Origin of the sequence: Pedobacter sp. MC2016-24 (assembly GCF_015223055.1) — a bacterium.
Lineage (GTDB): Bacteria > Bacteroidota > Bacteroidia > Sphingobacteriales > Sphingobacteriaceae > Pedobacter.
In genome coordinates this window covers 81,103-100,235 of the sequence record NZ_JADFBX010000003.1, presented here as the reverse complement: position 1 = coordinate 100,235, position 19,133 = coordinate 81,103, and the positions used below count along the sequence as shown (strand labels likewise).

General features: G+C 39.8%; 15 protein-coding genes. 7 read left to right on the top strand and 8 right to left on the bottom strand.

What is annotated here, in order from left to right; genetic code table 11:
* Positions 1-11: 11 nt before the first annotated feature.
* From IM797_RS08805 to IM797_RS08795, 3 genes are read right to left on the bottom strand one after another with little or no spacing between them, the layout of a single operon-like run.
* The gene (locus IM797_RS08805) at positions 12-989 is read right to left on the bottom strand and encodes a PKD domain-containing protein (protein WP_194126751.1); all 978 of its coding nucleotides are present in this window, start codon (positions 987-989) and stop codon (positions 12-14) included.
* Positions 990-1,024: 35 nt separating this feature from the next.
* Positions 1,025-1,510, bottom strand: a complete 486-nt coding sequence (gene tssO / locus IM797_RS08800; RefSeq protein ID WP_194126750.1) for a type VI secretion system TssO — start codon at positions 1,508-1,510, stop codon at positions 1,025-1,027.
* A gap of 9 nt (positions 1,511-1,519) precedes the next feature.
* The gene (locus IM797_RS08795) at positions 1,520-2,041 is read right to left on the bottom strand and encodes a type VI secretion system TssO (RefSeq protein WP_194126749.1); all 522 of its coding nucleotides are present in this window, start codon (positions 2,039-2,041) and stop codon (positions 1,520-1,522) included.
* A 180-nt stretch (positions 2,042-2,221) separates the two neighbouring features.
* Between IM797_RS08795 and IM797_RS08790 the strand changes: the two genes are divergently transcribed.
* Both IM797_RS08790 and IM797_RS08785 read left to right on the top strand, forming a co-directional pair.
* Complete coding sequence (locus tag IM797_RS08790; RefSeq protein WP_194126748.1) at positions 2,222-2,656, top strand: GPW/gp25 family protein; 435 nt, start codon at positions 2,222-2,224, stop codon at positions 2,654-2,656.
* Positions 2,657-2,681: 25 nt separating this feature from the next.
* Positions 2,682-4,550 carry a type VI secretion system baseplate subunit TssF gene (locus IM797_RS08785; RefSeq protein ID WP_194126747.1) on the top strand — a complete coding sequence of 623 codons (1,869 nt, stop codon included), beginning with the start codon at positions 2,682-2,684 and terminating at the stop codon, positions 4,548-4,550.
* Here IM797_RS08785 and IM797_RS08780 read toward each other — a convergent pair.
* The gene (locus tag IM797_RS08780; RefSeq protein ID WP_194126746.1) at positions 4,547-5,485 is read right to left on the bottom strand and encodes a type VI secretion system baseplate subunit TssG; all 939 of its coding nucleotides are present in this window, start codon (positions 5,483-5,485) and stop codon (positions 4,547-4,549) included. The two genes, IM797_RS08785 and IM797_RS08780, sit on opposite strands and share 4 nt — an antisense overlap.
* A 123-nt stretch (positions 5,486-5,608) precedes the next feature.
* Here IM797_RS08780 and IM797_RS08775 point away from each other — a divergent pair, with 123 nt between their 5' ends.
* Entirely contained in the window at positions 5,609-6,502 is an 894-nt protein-coding gene (locus IM797_RS08775) for a TssN family type VI secretion system protein (RefSeq protein ID WP_194126745.1), read from the top strand.
* Positions 6,503-6,524: 22 nt separating this feature from the next.
* On the top strand, positions 6,525-7,664 hold the full coding sequence (locus tag IM797_RS08770) for a hypothetical protein (RefSeq protein ID WP_194126744.1): 1,140 nt from the start codon (positions 6,525-6,527) through the stop codon (positions 7,662-7,664).
* 28 nt (positions 7,665-7,692) lie between these two features.
* Here IM797_RS08770 and IM797_RS08765 read toward each other — a convergent pair whose 3' ends face one another.
* The 3 genes from IM797_RS08765 to IM797_RS08755 form a co-directional block, all read right to left on the bottom strand.
* Positions 7,693-8,856 carry a GAF domain-containing sensor histidine kinase gene (locus IM797_RS08765; protein WP_228098773.1) on the bottom strand — a complete coding sequence of 388 codons (1,164 nt, stop codon included), beginning with the start codon at positions 8,854-8,856 and terminating at the stop codon, positions 7,693-7,695.
* A gap of 212 nt (positions 8,857-9,068) precedes the next feature.
* Entirely contained in the window at positions 9,069-9,983 is a 915-nt protein-coding gene (locus IM797_RS08760; protein ID WP_194126743.1) for an AraC family transcriptional regulator, read from the bottom strand.
* A gap of 18 nt (positions 9,984-10,001) precedes the next feature.
* Positions 10,002-10,856 (bottom strand): SDR family oxidoreductase, encoded by an 855-nt coding sequence (locus IM797_RS08755; RefSeq protein ID WP_194126742.1) that lies wholly within the window; start codon positions 10,854-10,856, stop codon positions 10,002-10,004.
* A gap of 336 nt (positions 10,857-11,192) precedes the next feature.
* Between IM797_RS08755 and IM797_RS08750 the strand changes: the two genes are divergently transcribed.
* Genes IM797_RS08750 through IM797_RS08740 form a run of 3 tightly spaced genes read left to right on the top strand, consistent with a single transcriptional unit; the run spans position 11,193 to position 17,548 of the window.
* The gene (locus IM797_RS08750; protein WP_194126741.1) at positions 11,193-12,722 is read left to right on the top strand and encodes a GAF domain-containing protein; all 1,530 of its coding nucleotides are present in this window, start codon (positions 11,193-11,195) and stop codon (positions 12,720-12,722) included.
* A 4-nt stretch (positions 12,723-12,726) separates the two neighbouring features.
* Positions 12,727-17,178 (top strand): chemotaxis protein CheB, encoded by a 4,452-nt coding sequence (locus IM797_RS08745; protein ID WP_228098772.1) that lies wholly within the window; start codon positions 12,727-12,729, stop codon positions 17,176-17,178.
* A gap of 1 nt (position 17,179) precedes the next feature.
* Positions 17,180-17,548 (top strand): response regulator, encoded by a 369-nt coding sequence (locus IM797_RS08740; RefSeq protein WP_194126740.1) that lies wholly within the window; start codon positions 17,180-17,182, stop codon positions 17,546-17,548.
* A gap of 168 nt (positions 17,549-17,716) precedes the next feature.
* Here IM797_RS08740 and IM797_RS08735 read toward each other — a convergent pair whose 3' ends face one another.
* Positions 17,717-18,907, bottom strand: a complete 1,191-nt coding sequence (locus IM797_RS08735) for an ATP-binding protein (RefSeq protein WP_194126739.1) — start codon at positions 18,905-18,907, stop codon at positions 17,717-17,719.
* Between the last annotated feature and the right edge of the window lie 226 nt (positions 18,908-19,133).

Sequence of the window (19,133 nt, the reverse complement as noted above, 5' to 3'; positions counted from 1 at the left end):
AGGATCTGAGTTTATTTGGTTTTTGCTGCGGCATCGCTAGTTGACGATGTTTCTGCCTGGACCGTTCCTGAATGTTGTTTGATATTCAACAGGCTTGCACAGTTAGAATTTGGCTTAATGGTCAACTGGGCCTCATCGATTGCGATTTCGCCTCCAAAAGTTAATCCCATGCAGTAAGAATAAATGTCAGTCTGCTTCTTCTTGCCATTCATTTCTATATTTACCGTTACTTTTTCGTTGCTGCACATGTATTTGTTAACGAGGTAATAGTAATTGGCATTGAAATCGGCACCATTTGCTATGGCTTGCAGCCTGGCCCGGATATCATCAATGGTTTTGCGTTCTCCATCGCCTGGAGCAACAAGATCAGATACGATGTCGGCATTGGGATCGGAAATCAAAATGGTTAAGAAAGCTGGTTTATGGCTTTTTTCTGTTCTGAGACGGACCACATATTTTCCGGGGGCGCGGTAAGTGTACAAGGCTGTTTTTCCTTTCACATCTACACGCCCGGTTTCACCGAAAGACCATTCGAAGTCCTTCCCTTGTCCATCTCCTTCTAAACGGATCTCTTCGTTAACCAGGCCAGCGGTAGGTCCACTGATGGTTAATGCAGTATCTACCACTGTCCGCACGGTATCCCTTACCGTTACCGGAAATTCCTGACGCAGTTCTCCGTCTACAGTTAAACGTACAATATAGGTATCGGGCTTAGTGTAATGGTAAGAGCCGGTTTTTGAGGTTGCTTTTTCACCGTTTCCAAATTCCCATAACCATTTGGTGGCTTTTGGTGTGTTGTCGGTAAAAACTAAATCTTCATTTAAATAAATTTCATCTTTAACGATTTTCGCATCGATTGCTCTTTTTTCGAACAATGAACTCTTAAACAAGAAAATCAGGCCGGTTAAGAGCAGTACAGCCAGCAGGATGTAGAGAATAACGTAGCCTTGCGAATTGGAATTAACTTGCTTGGTGTTTGTGTCGGACATAGTTAGCGTTTTTAATAGGTTGATTTTTAAGGGTTTTATCTTGAATATATGGTTTGCTGCAATTGATGCCTGTTGGTAATGCAGTCTTCCAATTGCTTTTTATATAATTCGATATCGGTGATGTTTCTATTTTGTTCTTGACGGTCGTAAAACAACCTGTCGTACAATTGAGCAGTCTGCACAAAGATTTTATACCGCGAATCTGATGCTTTGCGGTCAAATGCGGTTTTAATTGAGCCTAATGAAAGTTGAATGTCGTTTTTTAAAAAAACAGCCTGCACATTTGGATTGTATCTGGTAATCTGCCTGAAAGTGGTATCAACTATAGGCATGGTTTCTTTCACCATATTTTCGAATACCTCGTTCTCGTTAATCTTAACTTCGAGTTCTTCTTTAGAAATTTCATGTCCTGAATTGCCGCTATAAAACATTCCAAAGCTTAACAGCCCAACAGTAAAAACAAACAGCGCCACAAAAAACAAGAACTGTTCTCGCCTTTCTTTTATACTTAATTTGATCATAATCCTTAATTATCGGCCATAAATACCGTTTCTAATCCTGTTGACTGCAGATCTGTTTACCCTTTGGCAATCGTAGACCTGCTCTTTATACCGTTGTATATCTCCCCTTGATTTGAGGAGGGAGTCTTGCAAATCGGCCATGGCACCCACATTATTGTTCAACTTTTGATACAAATCAAAACTTAGACTGGGATTGGCTTTCTTAGAAATCAAATCTTTTATCCTGTTATTGGCGGTTTGGATATCATTAAGCAAAATGCTTTGTTTGCTCATTTCATTTGCATTATAATCCCGGTATTGGGCAAGCTCTTTAAAGCGGACAAGGATGAGGTCGAAATTTGTATTGATATCTTTTCTTAAATAAGATAGTTTTTCTGTTTCCTTCACTTTTTTATCGAGCAGAATATACTCATAATTAGAAGCAGCGAAAAAAAGATAAATACAAAAAATGGAGAATAAACTGAGGAATGCAAAGTTTAAAATAAACTTAAGGTAAGCATTCCTGATTTCGATGGCATTAATTGGTTTCATAACGGTTTTAATGGTCTTATATGGTAGTATATCAGCATTCAATTCAATAATCAACCCCACTTACAATCGCACAAAATTCTTTAAATTAACATTGCACTACGACAATTTCTTTTATTTGTTGTTTAGTTATTAAAACGAAATAATTTGTTTTACTTTTAGCAAACTCTAAGCCAAACATGTATGTCTGAGAATTTTTTCAACAAACCGTTTAGATTTAACTCCATCTTTTCAGGCACTGGCCTTCAGTCTACTGACCTGGGAAAATCTATTTCCAATAACATAGAACTTGTCATTTTTACCCGTTATGGAGAGCATAGATATCAGCACGATTTTGGCTGCGAAATCTGGGATCTGGATTTTGAATTAATTGTAAGTGAAAGCATCTGGGAGGAAAAATTCCGCAAGTCGCTGCTCAAATCAATTACCGATTATGAGTTTCGGATTTACAATACCTCAGTAGAGGTTCACATCACCGAAGTTGAAAATGTCTATCCTTTGCGGAACATCACAGAGATCAAGAAAAAGGTGGATATTAGCGTCAGAGGACTCATAAAAACCACCGGTGAAAAATATTTTTTCCATACCGCTTTATTTCTAAGCCCCCTGTCTACTTAACTGAAGCGCCTTAATTATCCTATATATGAAGCCACTTTTTTATTCATCAAAAGATGAAATCCGGAATAGAATTTTAAAAAATGCTCAAGATTTTTGGAATATAAAAGATAGTAACGATTTTGATCCACTTGTCAAGCTGATTATTGAGGCCTTAAGCAATGAGCTTTTCAATGTGTCCAACGATGTTAAAAATCTTGAAAATAGAATCTTCGATAAAATCAGCCGTATTTTAGCACCCGATCATTTAACTTCACCTTTACCTGCACATGCCATTATCCATGCCAGGCCTATAGAGGAAGAAGATTACCTGTCGCCATATACCCAGTTTGCTTTTAGGAAAAATATTCTGGAGGAAAACGATCAGTTTAAGAAAACCGATATCTTTTTTAGCCCTTTGCATACCGTAAAAGTTCAAAATGCAGCTGTAAAATACATTGCGAGCGGAAATACCCTTTTTAATGTAGAACAACTTAGTAAACAACCCATTTTAAATACTTTACCTGGCTTTTCGATAGAGAAAAACACCATTTATATTGGTTTTAGTGGTATAAAAAACTGGATGGATTTTAATAAGCTGAACTTATTTTTCGATTGGAAAAACTATTCAGTGCCAGGAGACACTTATGATTTGTTATCCTTGGGAAAATGGTTTTATAAGGACAATGAACTCAGAGCTTATACGGATAGATTTATGGACGACCCGGTAACTGGTAAGGTGCAGGCCCCATTTCATCACAAACAATTGCTTAACCTGATCAAGGCCGACGTATTACAGTTTTACAGCAATCGCTTCATCACCCTGGGTGACCTGAATGATTTTAACATTGATGAGCGTAAAGAATTACCGGCTGTTTTTGAGCAAATTTTTCAGCCGGCCAGTTTAAGCCAGATTGATGAAAAAATAAAATGGCTTAAGGTGATTTTTCCGGCAGCCATAAACCAGGAAATGCTGAACGAACTTCACATTTACATGAATGCATTTCCCGTAGTGAATAAAAAATTGAGCCAGATCAAACACCGGCTCAAAACCATGAATAACATCATTCCGATTAAGACTGAAGCATGGGATCAGATGCTTACGGTAGAAAACCTGAAAGACAATAAGGGAAACAGTTATCATGAAATCCCATACACCAACGAGAATGAAAATGGCGATGGGTCCTTTTCGATCAGATATGGTGGTACAGAACGCTTTGACAACAGAAATGCTAAAGAATTGGTTGATTATCTTTTTGAACTGTTAAGAGATGAGAAAGCAGCATTTTCTGCCTATGGACAGGACTTTTTAAGCACTACACTAAAAAACTTAGAACAGAACATTGCCCTGATCGAACAAAAAAGCCATTCGGCACTTACTGGGATCAAGGAGTTACCCAGTTATATTGTATTGAAGCCGATTGATGATGCAAATATTTTATTTCTGGACATCTGGATTACGCAAGCCGAAGAGGCCAACCGTATTAATGCAGGTAGCCGGTTGGTAATATATGAAAATAACAGAGTCCATGCTGAAAGTATTTCCTTACTAAGCCAGACAAAAGGTGGCCGGTCCCGATTAAACGCATCCAACAGGGTTCAGGCTTATAAATATGGGCTAACTACTGCCGATCGGATTATTACCAAAGCAGATGTCATTAATTTTTGCCGCTATGAATTGGGCGACAAACTCAAAGACATCATCATAGCCAAAGGTCTGATCCTGGACCACAATCCAAATGCTGGCTTTATTAAAACTACAGATATCATTATTGAGCCTGCAGAAAATCTTAGACTTGACGCACAAGATTGGGAAGAGCTATTGAGTCTTACTCTGGCTAAATTAAAATTAAGAAGTACGATGCATATCCATTACCGTATGCTATTAAAGACACCTGTTTATAAAACGACTGTTTAAATATAAACCGTGTAACCCAAATAGGCATTTTCTCCATCTGCGCTCAATAGGGTTTCCTGAAATTCGGAAGCTGTAAGTAAGGTCACGTTAACCTCAGCGTCAACAGGTATTAAGTAACTGATGGCCATGTCCAATATGGCCCTGTCCTTGTGTCCTGGAATAAAACTTACCAGTTCTTTGGGGGAGGTGGGCCCGATTTGAATGTTAAACAATTCATCCTCAGGAATAAAACGATCTCCAATGATGGTATCGATCCCCAGGGAACTGGAACCCAAATGCATCTGCAGGTCATCTGCGATTTTTACTGGGGAAAGGTTGGCTATACCGGCTGATATGGTGACAGGCAAGCTAAATAATGCCGTAAGAACCTTTGCTAAAAAATCGACATCGTTCCTTTTCTGCTGAATTTCCGGGAGTAAATGCATCCAAATGATACTTTGTTCTTTACTTAACAACTTAAATTCTTCCCATCCGGGTTCGAATATCTTGCTTAGATCGGTATAGGTTGTTTTTTTATCGAGCATATTTTCATACAACTCGGTCATGATCCTGACATGATTAATTTCGACATCAAACGGGGTGAAAAATAACCGGGCTTGCCGCTCTTCTTCTCTCCGATCTCTGATGTCCTTAATCATAGACTCTTCATCCATCCCTGCGCTACCTGTAGGTGGCCTGTGGAAAAGTCCTTCGGGCAGCATATCATACAGCCCTTCTCTATTGGTATGTATGCGGATACGGTCCTGCCTTCTCTTTTCAGAATGATACACATGTGCACTTTCTATATCTTTTGCAAAAGCGCGTTTATCCGGACCAAGGGGAACGATTTCGATGCGATCTGCTTCAACCACATCGCGCTCGATCAAATCGGCGACATGAGCTACAGCCTTATAATCTGTAAAGAGTTCGTTATTAATCAAAGTTTCTTTTTTCATCTAAACTTTAAGGTTGCATTTTTGTTATGTATTAAATTTAAAAATATTGAAAAAAATATCGATTATAATCAAATATTAAAGATACTATATTTGCACAACCTCACATCACACCTATAAAAATTAATGGACGTCAAATCATTTTTCATTCGCTTTCTCCTATTTCCGCTGATCGTCTTGGTCTCAACGGCAGTACTTTCTATCATCAACAAGAAAAACCAGTTTATTAATAACAAGAGACTTATTGTAAGTGTTCTGCTGATCGGCATTATTTTAGCAATCCCAGGCTTCCTGGGCTTTCTCAATTTTAATTTTATGCCCTGGGGCTACATCATCTGCTGTATTTTCTACCTGTTAATGGGCACTGTATTCACTTATTTGCTGACGAAATATTATCCAAAAGAATTGTTAGAGCGTAAAGTCTTTATCTTTTTCGCCACCTTAATTTCAGCACTTTTATCAGTCTACCTCTTCCAACTGGCTTTTAACTGGTTAAGTTCGGTAAACTTTGGCTGGTTTGGCGCAGGCAGTATCACCTGTTTCTTTGTACCGCTTATTTTTTGGTGGGCCTATGTGTCGCTTCTTGGCATTCCTTCAGAAATCTATAAGATCTGGAAGTATCCGGATATGCCGCTTGACATCAATATGGATCATGTCGACTTCAACAAACTTTTGGTGCTTGAGTTGGAGTTGTATAGAAAAAGCAGCGATCCGGAACCACTTAAGGTAAAAGTTAAGGCCCTGGAAAATATGAACTTTGGCATTTGGTTTCATAAGTTTATTGACGATTATAATCTGAAATTTACCAATAACCCAATCGCCTTTAAAAGCGATGATCAGGAGAATTACAAGTGGATTTTCTTCATTAAAACCTCTTTTTTTAAACGCAATATTTTTATAGATCCCGATCTTGACATCATAGAAAATGGCATTACCGAGAAAATGACCATCTATGCCAAACGGGTATCAGAAAACGTAAATAAATCTGATGAGGTTGGAGAAAGTGCTATATTTATCTAATCTACCTTAAAAAACGTCTGCCATGATAAAACCGTTAAAATATAAATCCATCAACTGGATTAATGGGATGAAGCTTTCCAGTGATCATTTTACTGCAAGTGACCTCTATTTGCAAGATTTTGTCCGGAATGCAATATCACTACATTTAAACAATAGCAATTATGGGTTTTTGCCACCTTTTGCTGGTTATAAAAGCTCACATGATATTGAAATTACTGAAAAGGCGACCAATCATATCGAGGTTAGAGTCAGGTATTGTAATGCCATCACTCCTGAGGGGTGTCACATCGACATTGAACAATCTGATCTGATGGACATGTTGGTGCACAACCACTATTTTGGCCAATCAGAACCTCGGAATTACCTTATTTTATTGGTGGTTAATCCATTTCACCGCACACCCACAGGTACGCCAAATCCCGAAGAAAGTCCGATCCGCTATCCTGAACTGGCGAAAAGCTATTCGATTGTAGTCTTACCAGAAACTGAACTGGCTTCGCAAGCGGCAGACAGTTATTTTTTGACCATTGGCCAGGTTTACTATGAAAATGGAAGGCTATCTATCAACCACAGCTATATCCCGCCAAGTTCTACCATCACCAGTCACCCGGCATTGATCAGGTATTATGAAACTTTCAGTGTATTATTGAACGATTTACAACTCGCAGCTTTCAAAATTATTGATAAAACTGCCGGGCGTGATAACATTACACCGATAGGTAAGAATATTCGTTTCATATCTGAAAAAATTGTCGATTATATTTCAGGCTTATTTTATGCATACAGAAATATTGCACACCGCGAATCGCCAGTGGTTTTGGTTGGTTATTTCTCCAGTTTAGCGCATATTTTTTTCACTGCCATCAAACTGATTGACACCCGGGAACGCGAAGAATTGCTTAAATATTTTTACGAGTGGAAAGATGTTACTCCTGGAAATTTTGAAGAGCTTTTGGCAAAAACCATTGAGCTGGTTTACGACCATAAACAAATCAACAACAGTATGGTCATGGTTAACGAATTTATGACTGTATTGCTGGCCTTGTGGAATAAATTGGGCGGATTAGAATATATCGGCCAACGCAAAGAAAACATTGTAGTTGCCGAGCAACAAGTGGTGCAGCAGGTACAAGCAAGAAAAACCTGGACGTTATTAGACTAAGACAGGCAATTGATTGTATGTATCCGGATTAACGGCAATCAAACATCAGGCTGAAAGTGATTTTTCCATCATTGGATTCCGCATTCAGGATACCATGATGTGCCTTTGCAATTTCTGATGCAATATAGAGTCCAAGACCTAAACCCTTTTTCGATGAATTCACTGAATTTCTAAAAAATGGTTGAAAAAGACGAGATAAAGTTGACTGATCTATGTGTGGTCCCTCGTTGGTTACTGACAATTGAAAAACACCATTGCCCGATGTGGCCTCCACCAAAACAGGGGTACCATCCGGGCTATGTGTTAAGGCATTTCCAAGCAAATTTGAAAACAACTGGGCTATTCGTGCCTGATCGCAGTTGACAACACTTTGCAGGTCTAAATTTAGGTCAATAATACGTCCAGGCCAGACCGATTGTAGCTCGGTTGTAACCTGTGTCAATAAATCAGCAAGACCTGAAACACTTTGTATGTTCAATTGAATTCCGCCACCAAGTTTTCCACGGGCAAAATCAAGTACATTTTCGATCAGGCCATTCATCCGTAGGGAACTATCTTTGATGATGTTAGCAAGCTTCTTACCGCGCTCATCTAAAGGTAGCCTCAGCAATAGCTGGGCACTATTGGATATTGCACCAAGTGGATTTCGAAGATCATGTCCCAAAATGGCTATAAAATTATCCCGAAGCTCCGCATTGTCCTGTTCTTCTTTCAACTTATTTTCCGCAGCATCTATCTTTTCTATAGCACTCAGGTGAAAAGAAATCAGTTCTGCATACAATTTAAACATATTGATAACCTCGGTAGTATTTACTTGATTCGGATGAGGGTCGATCGCACATAAAGTACCAAAAAAGCGGCCATCCTTTTGAATGATGGGTACTGAGATATAACTTTGAAAACCGTATTGGGCCGGAGTATGATGGTGCATATAAACCGGATCTTCGGCTACATGATCAATGACAACAATTTTTTCATCCAGCCGGATTTCATGGCAAATGGTTGTTTTCAATTCCAATTCTCCACCTGGAACCAGGCCGAAGGAAATGCGGTCCAGAACAGCACAAGCAATCCATTTCTCTTCAGTTACACGTGCAACAGCTGCAAAGCCCATCCCTGTCCTTTTACAAATAGAATCCAGGATATCGTAGATTACAGGTATACCTGCAATGGCATTAAGATCCGCTTGCAAGCTTTTTGGAGTTGGTACCAATTGATTAGTAGAAATAGTGAAATGCCAATTTACAAAAATAATTTCAACTTCTTATAAAACTTAACCATTACTACCTTAAAGTTACATAACTAAAGTTAAACAAAATCAGCGCATATTTAAAATACTGTTTATCGGATCAGGCTGAAAAACCTAGCAGCTGTACGACCACTAATTAAACTTGGCTGAACAGTTCAATTGTAGCAAGCGCGAAATTCCAGAGGCGTCTGGTTCGTTTTAGTTTTAAAAAGTTTGCTAAATGATTGTGAATGTTCAAAACCCAGACTGTAAGCAATCTCGGAAACAGACAGACTGGTAGTAGAGAGTTTTGTTTTAGCTTTCTCGATCAGCTTGTCGTGAATGAACTGCTGGGTACTTTGCCCGGTTAGCATTTTCAATAATGTACTTAGATAATTGGCCGAGATATTCAATTGATCAGCAACGGACTGAACGCTTGGCAATCCACTTTCAATTAACTTATTACCAGAAAACTGCTCATTCAGCAAGGATTCCAGCTTATGCAATACCTGGTGATTTGTAATTTTACGGGTAAGGAACTGCCGGTGGTAAAAACGATCGCCCTGAATCAGCAAGTGTTCCAACTGATTGATGATTAAGGACTGGCTAAACCGATCCATATTGGACTGGTATTCTTTTTCTATGTTATGGAATATCTCGGCAATCACGACCTCTTCCTTTTCGGAAAGGAACAGGGCTTCGTTCACCTTGTACTGGAAGAAATCGTAGTTTTTAATTTCATTTGCCAGGGTCGTATTCCAGAGAAAATCCGGATGCAGCAATAGCAACCATCCAGATTGCCGGACGTTGACATTGGCTTTGATCTCGACATGCAACAACTGCTGAGGTGCAAAAAACGACAATACGCCAGAGTTAAAATCATAAGGCTGCTGGCCATAATTGAATTTGGCATGGACATTTCGCTTTAAGGCGAAGATATAAAAATCCTGTACCCATTTAAGTTCCTCCACGCCTTCGGGATAACTAACCTTACTATAGTCAATCACGCTGATGAGCGGATGTTCTGGTTGAGGTAAATTATAATAAGTATGCAGGTCTTGAAGCGACTTAAAGCGAAATGTATTACCCATGATCTAATATACTAAATTTTAATACGTAATTGCTGTTGATTCGGCAAGTTCTGCATGATCAATCAGCGCTTGTTCAATAACACTGAGCTTTGCTTTCACAAAATCTGAAGCACCAAGGCCCATAAAGAAATGAACCGGAGGCTGTTCTTGTTTGCTTAATGCGATAAAAACTGTAGCGGCCTTTTTGGAATCATTGGGCTGATTGCCATTGATCTCATCCAGATGTTGTGCTTCTTGTTCCCTCACATTGGCGTAGGCCGATATGGGATGAGCAGGGACCATGGCAGAATCTTTTTCCAAAAAGTTAGTCCTGAAGTAGCCCGGATAAATAAGCGTGGTATGTATTCCGAAGGGCGCTAATTCAACAGCCAGAGCCTCTGTATATCCTGCCATCGCAAATTTGGTGGCGCAGTAGATTCCGAAGGCTGGAAAATTACCAACGAAACCGCCTATAGAAGCAATATTAAAGATGTGTCCTGAACCTTGCGCTCTTAAATGGGGCGCTACATTGCGGATCACATGTAATGGTCCGAATACATTGACATCGAAATTTTTCTGTACCTCTTCGGGTGTTAGTTCTTCTATGGCGCCAATCTGGCTGTATCCCGCGTTATTGACCACCACATCAATTCGTCCGAATCTGGTAATTGCTTGCTGGACGGCATTTTTAACATCAGCATTACTGGTTACGTCCATCATCAGCGGCAGGAAGTTCTCCTGCTCACCAATCAGGTTAATGAGCGCTAGTTTGTTTCTGGAGGTTGCAGCTACCAGGTAACCTTCCCCAATTAATCGCTGAACCAAATCAGCACCTAATCCTTTGGATGCCCCGGTAACGAACCATACTTTGTCATTTTGTTTTTCAGTTGTCATAGCTTGAAATTTAATGATACAAAATTGCCCCCTTAAATGGCTTATTGATGTAGTCAATAACTGGTTTATTGTAGCCAAATCTCAGATGTTTTTTATGCAGGCCATCTCCCTGAATTTCATGCAAATCGTCATTCTGCGATTATTTTGGTCGCCGCTACTTTATGCTCAGGATCGTTCTTTAGCAGGCTCCCAATGCATTTAAAAAAAAATTCAGTTGGCATAAAAGCATTTTTGTTACTTAAAAAAAGCTTCGTTTTACATATTTTGCAAAAAAATTACTGATAACTGACGGCTCATAAAACTAATTGGTACATTTTTTTGTAGAGAAATATGATTATGGCTGAAATAAAAAATTACGATTCTGAATTTTGCGGAAGTATTCCGATCCATCACATAAACAGGATACAGGATCATGGCTATCTTGTGGTCCTGGATTTGCAGAACTTTACAATGATACAAGTGAGCGAAAACTGCTCAGAACTGTTAAATTTGGAGTTGAAAGATTGTATCGGTAAGCCATTTGCCAATTTTTGTTCTAAGCCGGATTTTGAAAAATTACAACACATCGCCGCTAAAAAACCAAAAGACAAAGTTCATTTAACACTATTTATCAACAAGAATGGTGTCCAGTTATCAGTACTTTGTCTACTACATTTTGTCGATGATCTGGTGATCATAGAAATAGAGCAACATACCAAGGGAACAGATCGTACTTTTTTTGACGTGTTCCAGGAGGTGAAACAATTTACAAGTCTGTTGGACCATGCCCATAACCTGGCTGAAGTAGCTGAGGTTACCGTCCATGAACTTCGTAGGATATCGGGTTTCGATGGCGTGTTGATGTATCAATTTGATGAAAACTGGAACGGCACAGTGATCGCGGAAGAAAAAGACCATAGACTAGAAGCTTATCTGGGACAGACATTTCCAGCTTCTGACATCCCTAAACAAGCCAGGCAGTTGTATTTAAAAAACCCATACCGACTTATACCCAATAGGGATTATATCCCTGTTGCCCTATACCCGATACTCAACCCAGTTAAAAATTCCTTTATTGATCTCTCGCACTGCAATTTGCGCGGCGTTCCAGGGGTACATCTCGAGTATATGAAAAATATGGGAATCATGGCATCTATGTCGATCCGGATCATCAAGGACGAACAACTTTGGGGATTGATTTCCTGCCACCACATGACCAAACTGTACCTGGATCAGGAAATCTGTTCGATTTTTGAATGGCTGTCAACCGTAATTTCCAACAGAATATCTATACTGATTGATCAAAAGAAGTCTGTACACATCGCCCAAATGCATTTTGACCGCAGCGCTTTGATTGACCAGATTTATGCAAAAAATGACATCATTGGCGGGCTTTTCCGGGAGGACGACACCAATGTGTTAGATATGTTTGATGCCGGTGGTGCGATCATATATTTAAATGGGAATATTGAAACCATTGGCCAGGTGCCGAAATCCAATTCAATTGAGGACATACACCTGTGGCTTCAGGGCAAAAACATCACAAGAATTCATTCAACCAGCTACTTCACAGCCGATTTCGATGATGCAAGTGTATTTTCAAACATCGGCAGTGGTGTTCTGGTGATTCCAATTGACAACGACAAAGGTGATTACCTGGTTTGCCTGAGACCGGAGGTTGTAGAAACGATCAACTGGGGCGGAGATCCTGATCAGGCCATCAAGTTTGATGCTGACGGAAAGAATTACCATCCAAGGAATTCGTTTAAGCTCTGGAAACAGGAGATTCGAAACCATTCCAAACCATGGAAAAACGAGGAATTGGAACTCGCAGAAACCTTACGGAGCTTCCTTTTTGAATTCAGAACAAAACAATTATATATTTAATTTGATGGGGAAGAAAGCGAATGGAACAGCAAACGGAGCATTGAAACCAATGCCTAACGACAGGTATATTGTTGCAATTGGCGCTTCTGCCGGGGGATTGGAAGCCATTCATGAATTTTTTGACAATATGCCTGGCAGCAACAGCTTTTCCTATATTGTTATACAACACCTGTCGCCAGACTATAAAAGTCTGCTTGTTGAGCTGGTTTCAAAACATACCCACATGAAGGTTTTTGAAGCAGGTAATGACATGATGATCCAACAGGATTGCATTTACATCATCCCAAATAACAAAACGATGACTGTGCGTCACGGAAAACTCAGGTTGGCCGATAAATCCATCGTTAAGGCACCCAATACAGCCATAGATATCTTTTTACAGAGTCTGGCGCAGGATAAAAAAGACAAAGCCATAGCCGTAATCCTTTCGGGTACCGGAACGGATGGAACAAAAGGAATAGAGGCCATTAAGGAAAGTGGTGGCATGGTGATGGTTCAGGATCCGGCTACCGCCAAGTTTGATGGCATGCCTAACAGCGCCATTGCATCGGGTTATGCAGACTACATTACGGCACCTTCATTGATGAGTATTGACCTGTTCAATTTTATTGATGAAGAACCGATCAAAATTCTGGAAGATGGAAAAGTGGATGAGTTGCTGCTTGACGAGATTTTTACGCTGGTACATAGGTTTAGTGGCAACGACTTTAATTTATATAAAACCCCGACCATCATCAGACGTATAGGACGAAGGATGAACGAAAAGGGAACAACAACACTCCATGCCTACGTGGACTTGCTGCGTACCGACCCCGAGGAAGTAAGGGTTCTTGGGCAGGATTTTCTGATTGGGGTAACCAAATTTTTCAGGGACGAGCAGGCCTTTGAACTGCTGTCCAGCAAAATTTTGCCCGACCTGATAGATCGTAAGAACAATGGCGAAACCTTGAAGATCTGGGTATGTGCCTGTAGCACCGGACAAGAGGCTTATTCTATTGCGGTATTGGTTTACGAATATCTGCAAAATTCAGGTCGTGACCTTGATGTAAAGATTTTTGCTACCGACATAGATGATAAGAGTATAGAAATTGCTTCAAGAAACCAGTTTCCTTTAGCTAGCGCGAAAGAGATACCGCAAGCGCTTTTCGAAAAATATTTTTTGCAGGAAGGTAAATATTTTGGAGTATTGCCCCAAATCCGGAAGCAGCTGGTTTTTGCAAAGCATGACGTCATCAAATCACCACCTTTTATCAAAAATGATTTGGTAACCTGCCGCAATATGCTCATCTATGTGAATCCTTTGCTACAGCAAAAGATATTGTCTACCTTTCACTTCTCACTTGTACAAGGTGGTTACTTATTATTAGGCAGCAGCGAAACGGCAGTAGCTTTAAAACAAGGACTTACGGAACTTGATTCCAAATGGAAATTATATCAGAAATCGGGACAAATCAGTTATTCTACATTCAATACCTACACGAATGTGGGCCATATCCCCCAGCCACAGGAGAAAAAAAAGGTTGCGGTTTCTGAACCACCGTTAACCACAATCGAGAAAGATTTCAATACATTCATTACCGAAGAATTGGGTTACGTAGGGATTTTTATAGACAAGGACTATATGATCAAAGATGTGGTCGGCAATTACAAAAAATTCCTTTCGCTGCCGGAGAAAAAAATTGAACTGAATTTATTGAAAATGGTACCGCGTGAAGTGGGCCTTGTATTAAATGCTTCTCTGCGGAAAGCCTGGAAGGAAAATAAAAAAACGCATTTAAACCGCATCAGAATCAAAAGCGATGAAAACGAGGTATTTCTAAATATCTCCATTCAACCCCCAGGCCATGGTCATGAAATGCAATACACCATGATTGTATTGGGAGAAAGCTTGATGGAATCAGTATCACAACAAGCTGGACTAACCTTCTCAGAGGTTCCGGGCGAATTGCACAGTGAATATATATATGAACTCGAAGCAGAGCTGAGCGAGACAAGAAACAACCTGCAAATGGCTGTGGAGGAAATGGAAACAACCAATGAAGAATTGCAGTCTACCAACGAGGAACTGCTCTCCTCCAATGAAGAATTACAGTCAAGCAATGAAGAGTTGCAATCCCTGAATGAGGAATTGCATACGCTAAATACGGAACACCAGATGAAAATTAAGGAACTGGTGGAATTGAACGATGACCTGGATAACTATTTTAGAAGTGCAGAAATTGGTCAGATCTTTTTGGACAGCAGATTGTATATCCGTAAATTCAATCCTGCAGCGGTAAGTATGGTGAATTTGATTGAGCCCGATATCGGACGTTCAATCGAACAAATATCCAACAACATCAAATCTGAAAATTTCATTTCAGATATCCGGACTGTCCTTTTGAATCATGCGGTTATTGAAAAAGAAGTGTTACTCAAAAATGGCAACAGAAGTCTGATGCGGGTCATGCCATATCTGCGCAAGGATAAAACCATAGATGGCGTGGTGATCACCTTTGTGGATATCTCACAGGTGACGGAACTGAACAACATGATCAATGGCGTATTTAATGCCAGTACCAACGGGATTCTGGCCTTCTCGGCAGAGCGAAATGCAGACAATATCATCATTGACTTCAGGTGTATAGCTTACAACAATGCGGCCAAAGCATTTTTGAACAAGAAAGCAGAAGAACTCTCGAATGTTTCATTGCAAAAACAATTGCCCGAATTGTCAAAAGGCAGCCTGTTCAATAAATTTATTAACGTGGTTGAGAAGCAAAACGTTCTGCAAACAGAAATGCAATTGCCCGACCTGAACTGGTTTCACCTGGTGGTTGTTAAAATGTCGGATGGGTTTGTGGCCACCTTAACCAATATAACCGAAAGAAAGGCCGCAGAGCAGAAGTTGAGGAAAAATTATAACGAACTGATTACTGCGAGGGAAAATTTAAAGGAACTGAATCGGGATTTGGAAGGAAAAGTGAGCGAACGGACACGCAGACTCTCGGAAAGTGAGGAAAGGTTCAACCAGGTGTCGCATGCCACCAACGATACCATCTGGGACTGGAACCTGGTGAACAATATCATCTGGAGGAGTGAGAATTTCTCGACAATGTTTGGATATAGCTTAAACGGACAGACCTCAAATATTGATTTTTGGTTTGAAAACATACATCCTGATGATCGGGAGCGCGTAAAGAAAGGCGTAAATGAAGCGATCAACAATAAAGACGAACAATGGTCTGCGGAGTACAGATTCAGAAAATCGGATGGAACATATGTCATCATCCTGGATCGGGGCAGCATATTGCTAGATGATTTGCAGATGCCTTACCGCATGGTAGGATCTATTGTGGACATAACCAGGCTCATGGAATTGCAGGAGCTTGTTCAAAAGCAACAAGAGGAATTTTTTGCCGTGTTCAAAAATGCCCCTGCACTAATCAGTATCCGCAAAGGGCCATTACTTGTATTTGAATTTGCAAACCAGGCATTTGAAGCATTTTATGGGCTAAAGGATTACATTGGCAAATCCATTGAGGAACTTAACGTACCACATTACAATCCGGAATTTGCAGAAATTGAGCGGGGAGTGATGGAAAGTGGACAATCCTATATAGGCAAGGCAGTTTATATCCACAAGGTAGATCGATTGACCAATGCAAATACAGATAAATGGTTCGATGTGATTTTCACACCACTCTATGCCGAAGACAATACCATTAACGGGATTGCATTTTTTGGGTTTGATGTGACAGACCTGATTTTGGCTCAGCAGGCTACAAAAGACCTCATGCAGAAAAAGGATGAGTTTATGAGTATCGCCAGTCATGAATTAAAAACCCCGATTACCAGTATAAAGGGGTCCTTGCAAATCGCTATGCGACTGATGCAAAAAGAGGAATCTGATGCCAGGACATTCGGTTTTATAGATAAGGCCAATAGGCAGGTAGGCAAACTGACCACCCTTGTGGACGATTTGCTGGATGTTACCAAAATACAGGCCGGCAAGATGGAATTTAATTTTTCCGATTTCAGCATCAGCGAACTGTTGCTGGAATGCATAGACGATGTACAGCGAATGGATGGCCACCAGATTGTATTGAAAAAAATAGACGATGTGCTGGTTAACGCTGATAAATTACGGCTGGAGCAGGTGATCGGAAATTTACTATCCAATGCGATCAAATACTCTCCAAATGAAAAGCTAGTAGAAATTTATACCCAGGTTGAAGGCGATACCATTAAAGTAACGGTAAAAGATTTTGGAATTGGCATCCCAAAAGATAAAAAGGAAATGGTTTTTGACCGGTTTTTCAGGGTTCAGGAATCATCTTATGTTTTTGCCGGGCTGGGATTGGGATTGTACATTTCATCTGAAATCGTCAGGCGGCATGGTGGTACAATTGGGGTAGAAAGTGAAGAACAAAAAGGATCTGAATTCTGGTTTAGAATCCCGTTGAAGAATAGTTAACATGGCAAACAAAACAAAGAAGATTATAATTTTTGATGATGATCAGGATATTTTATCCATCTGTCAATTCGTGCTTGAAGATAAAGGATGGGAAGTTTCTGTATTTACAGACTGCCGGGACATAGAAGAGCGAGTCGCTTCCATAAATCCGGATGTCATTCTGATGGACAACTGGATACCTGTCGATGGTGGTATTGTGGCCACAAATACCCTTAAGGCATCAGAGCACTTGAAACACATTCCTGTGATTTATTTTTCGGCAAACAGTGATATAGAAAGGCTCGCCAGGGAAGCCCGTGCAGATGGCTTTCTGTCAAAACCTTTTGAATTGGATGATCTGGAGCAAAAGGTAACATCGGCCTTAGGTTAGGGACTTCTTATATTACCATACATCCGTCTGATTGCCAAAAAATTTTACGTAACTTTCTGTCGATCGGAGAGTTTATACAGCATTCAAACCCAGTCTTATTTACCAAAGCATTTAAGAAAGAGTTTGGTAAGACCCCGAGCCAATACCTGCAAGAGCGAAATACGTAATCTATATATGTTGTATAAATCCGCCCCATATATACCCGTCAAATAATTTCGCTGGATGTCTTCCTATTACATAGCCTTTATCGATAGCTAAATTTCCAGAAATGGCTTTCAAATTTCTCAGGTCGGCCTCTGTCGCAGTCTCTTTCACCTCAAAGCAAATTTCACCATTAAGGATAAAATCAATTTCCTTTCCTGTTTTTAATTGATAATAGGCAATGTCACCATGATGTAACAATTGGTTAAATACAGCATTCTCAAATAACGCTCCACTCCCCGCCTCAGCGGAGGCAGAAGCAATTCCATTATCCAAAAAGTAAATTTTTCTTGCTTTTGTGATTTCTCTATCCGGACTCTTGGATAGCACAGGAATCGTCCTAATCAAATAGCTTTGCTCTAGCAAATCCAAATAATTTTCTACAGTTGGCCTGGATATTCCAGTCAGGCTGGTCAACTTGGAGACATCTAGTTTAGTTCCAATGCGCACCGCTAACAACCTCATCAATTTATAAAGATTGGCTGGATTACGGATATCCGAGAGTAAAGCAATATCAAAATTGATATAAGAACTGATGATATCCTGAATCATATCACTTTTTTCTGCAATTGAAGTTGCCAAAACTACCTCAGGGAAGCCCCCGTAGTTGATATAGGTCTCATAGTAATTCTTTAAACGCTCGTATTCTGACTTGACAAATAGCCCTTGCTTTTCCAGTGGAAGCGGAGCGATTATTATACCATTAAAAGAAAGCAATTCATTGAAGCTAAGCGGATATACTTCAAAGAGCTTTTTCCGTCCCGCTAAAGACTCAGAGAACATGTTCTTCATGTAGTATGCACTTGAGCCTGTCACAATGAACTTGATATCATAAGTATCATAAAGATATTTTAGTACGCTCGGTAAATTGGGCACCAGTTGAATTTCGTCAATGGCTATCAATACTTTTTCTTTAAAATTTGCGCCCTGTTGCGTAAGCGCGTAAATGATAGTTTCGTAATTTGGCTCTGAAAACAGTGTACGATTATCCATGCGTTCCAGGTCAAAATAGTATTTCTGTGTAATGACAGTATCTTGCATTAACTGCTTTACCAGTGTTGTTTTACCTGTTCGTCTCATCCCTGTCAGCACGGTAATTTGCTTGGTATTTAGATGTTGTGACAATGCAGCATATATATTACGGCTATAGAAATTCATTACTATTTTTAAAGTATACCTCAAAAATAGTAAAACTATTTAATATTATAATATTTTATAACAAAGGAATTCTATTCACAAAAAGCACAATTCAGGATATAAAATCACCACAAAGCTTATTGCATGTTTTTTTTAACGCATAGCAATGTCGGTGTACTAAAGATAGATAACTATGAGATGCCTAAAATGAAAAAACCGATCTTTAAGGATCGGTTTTTTTTAGGTA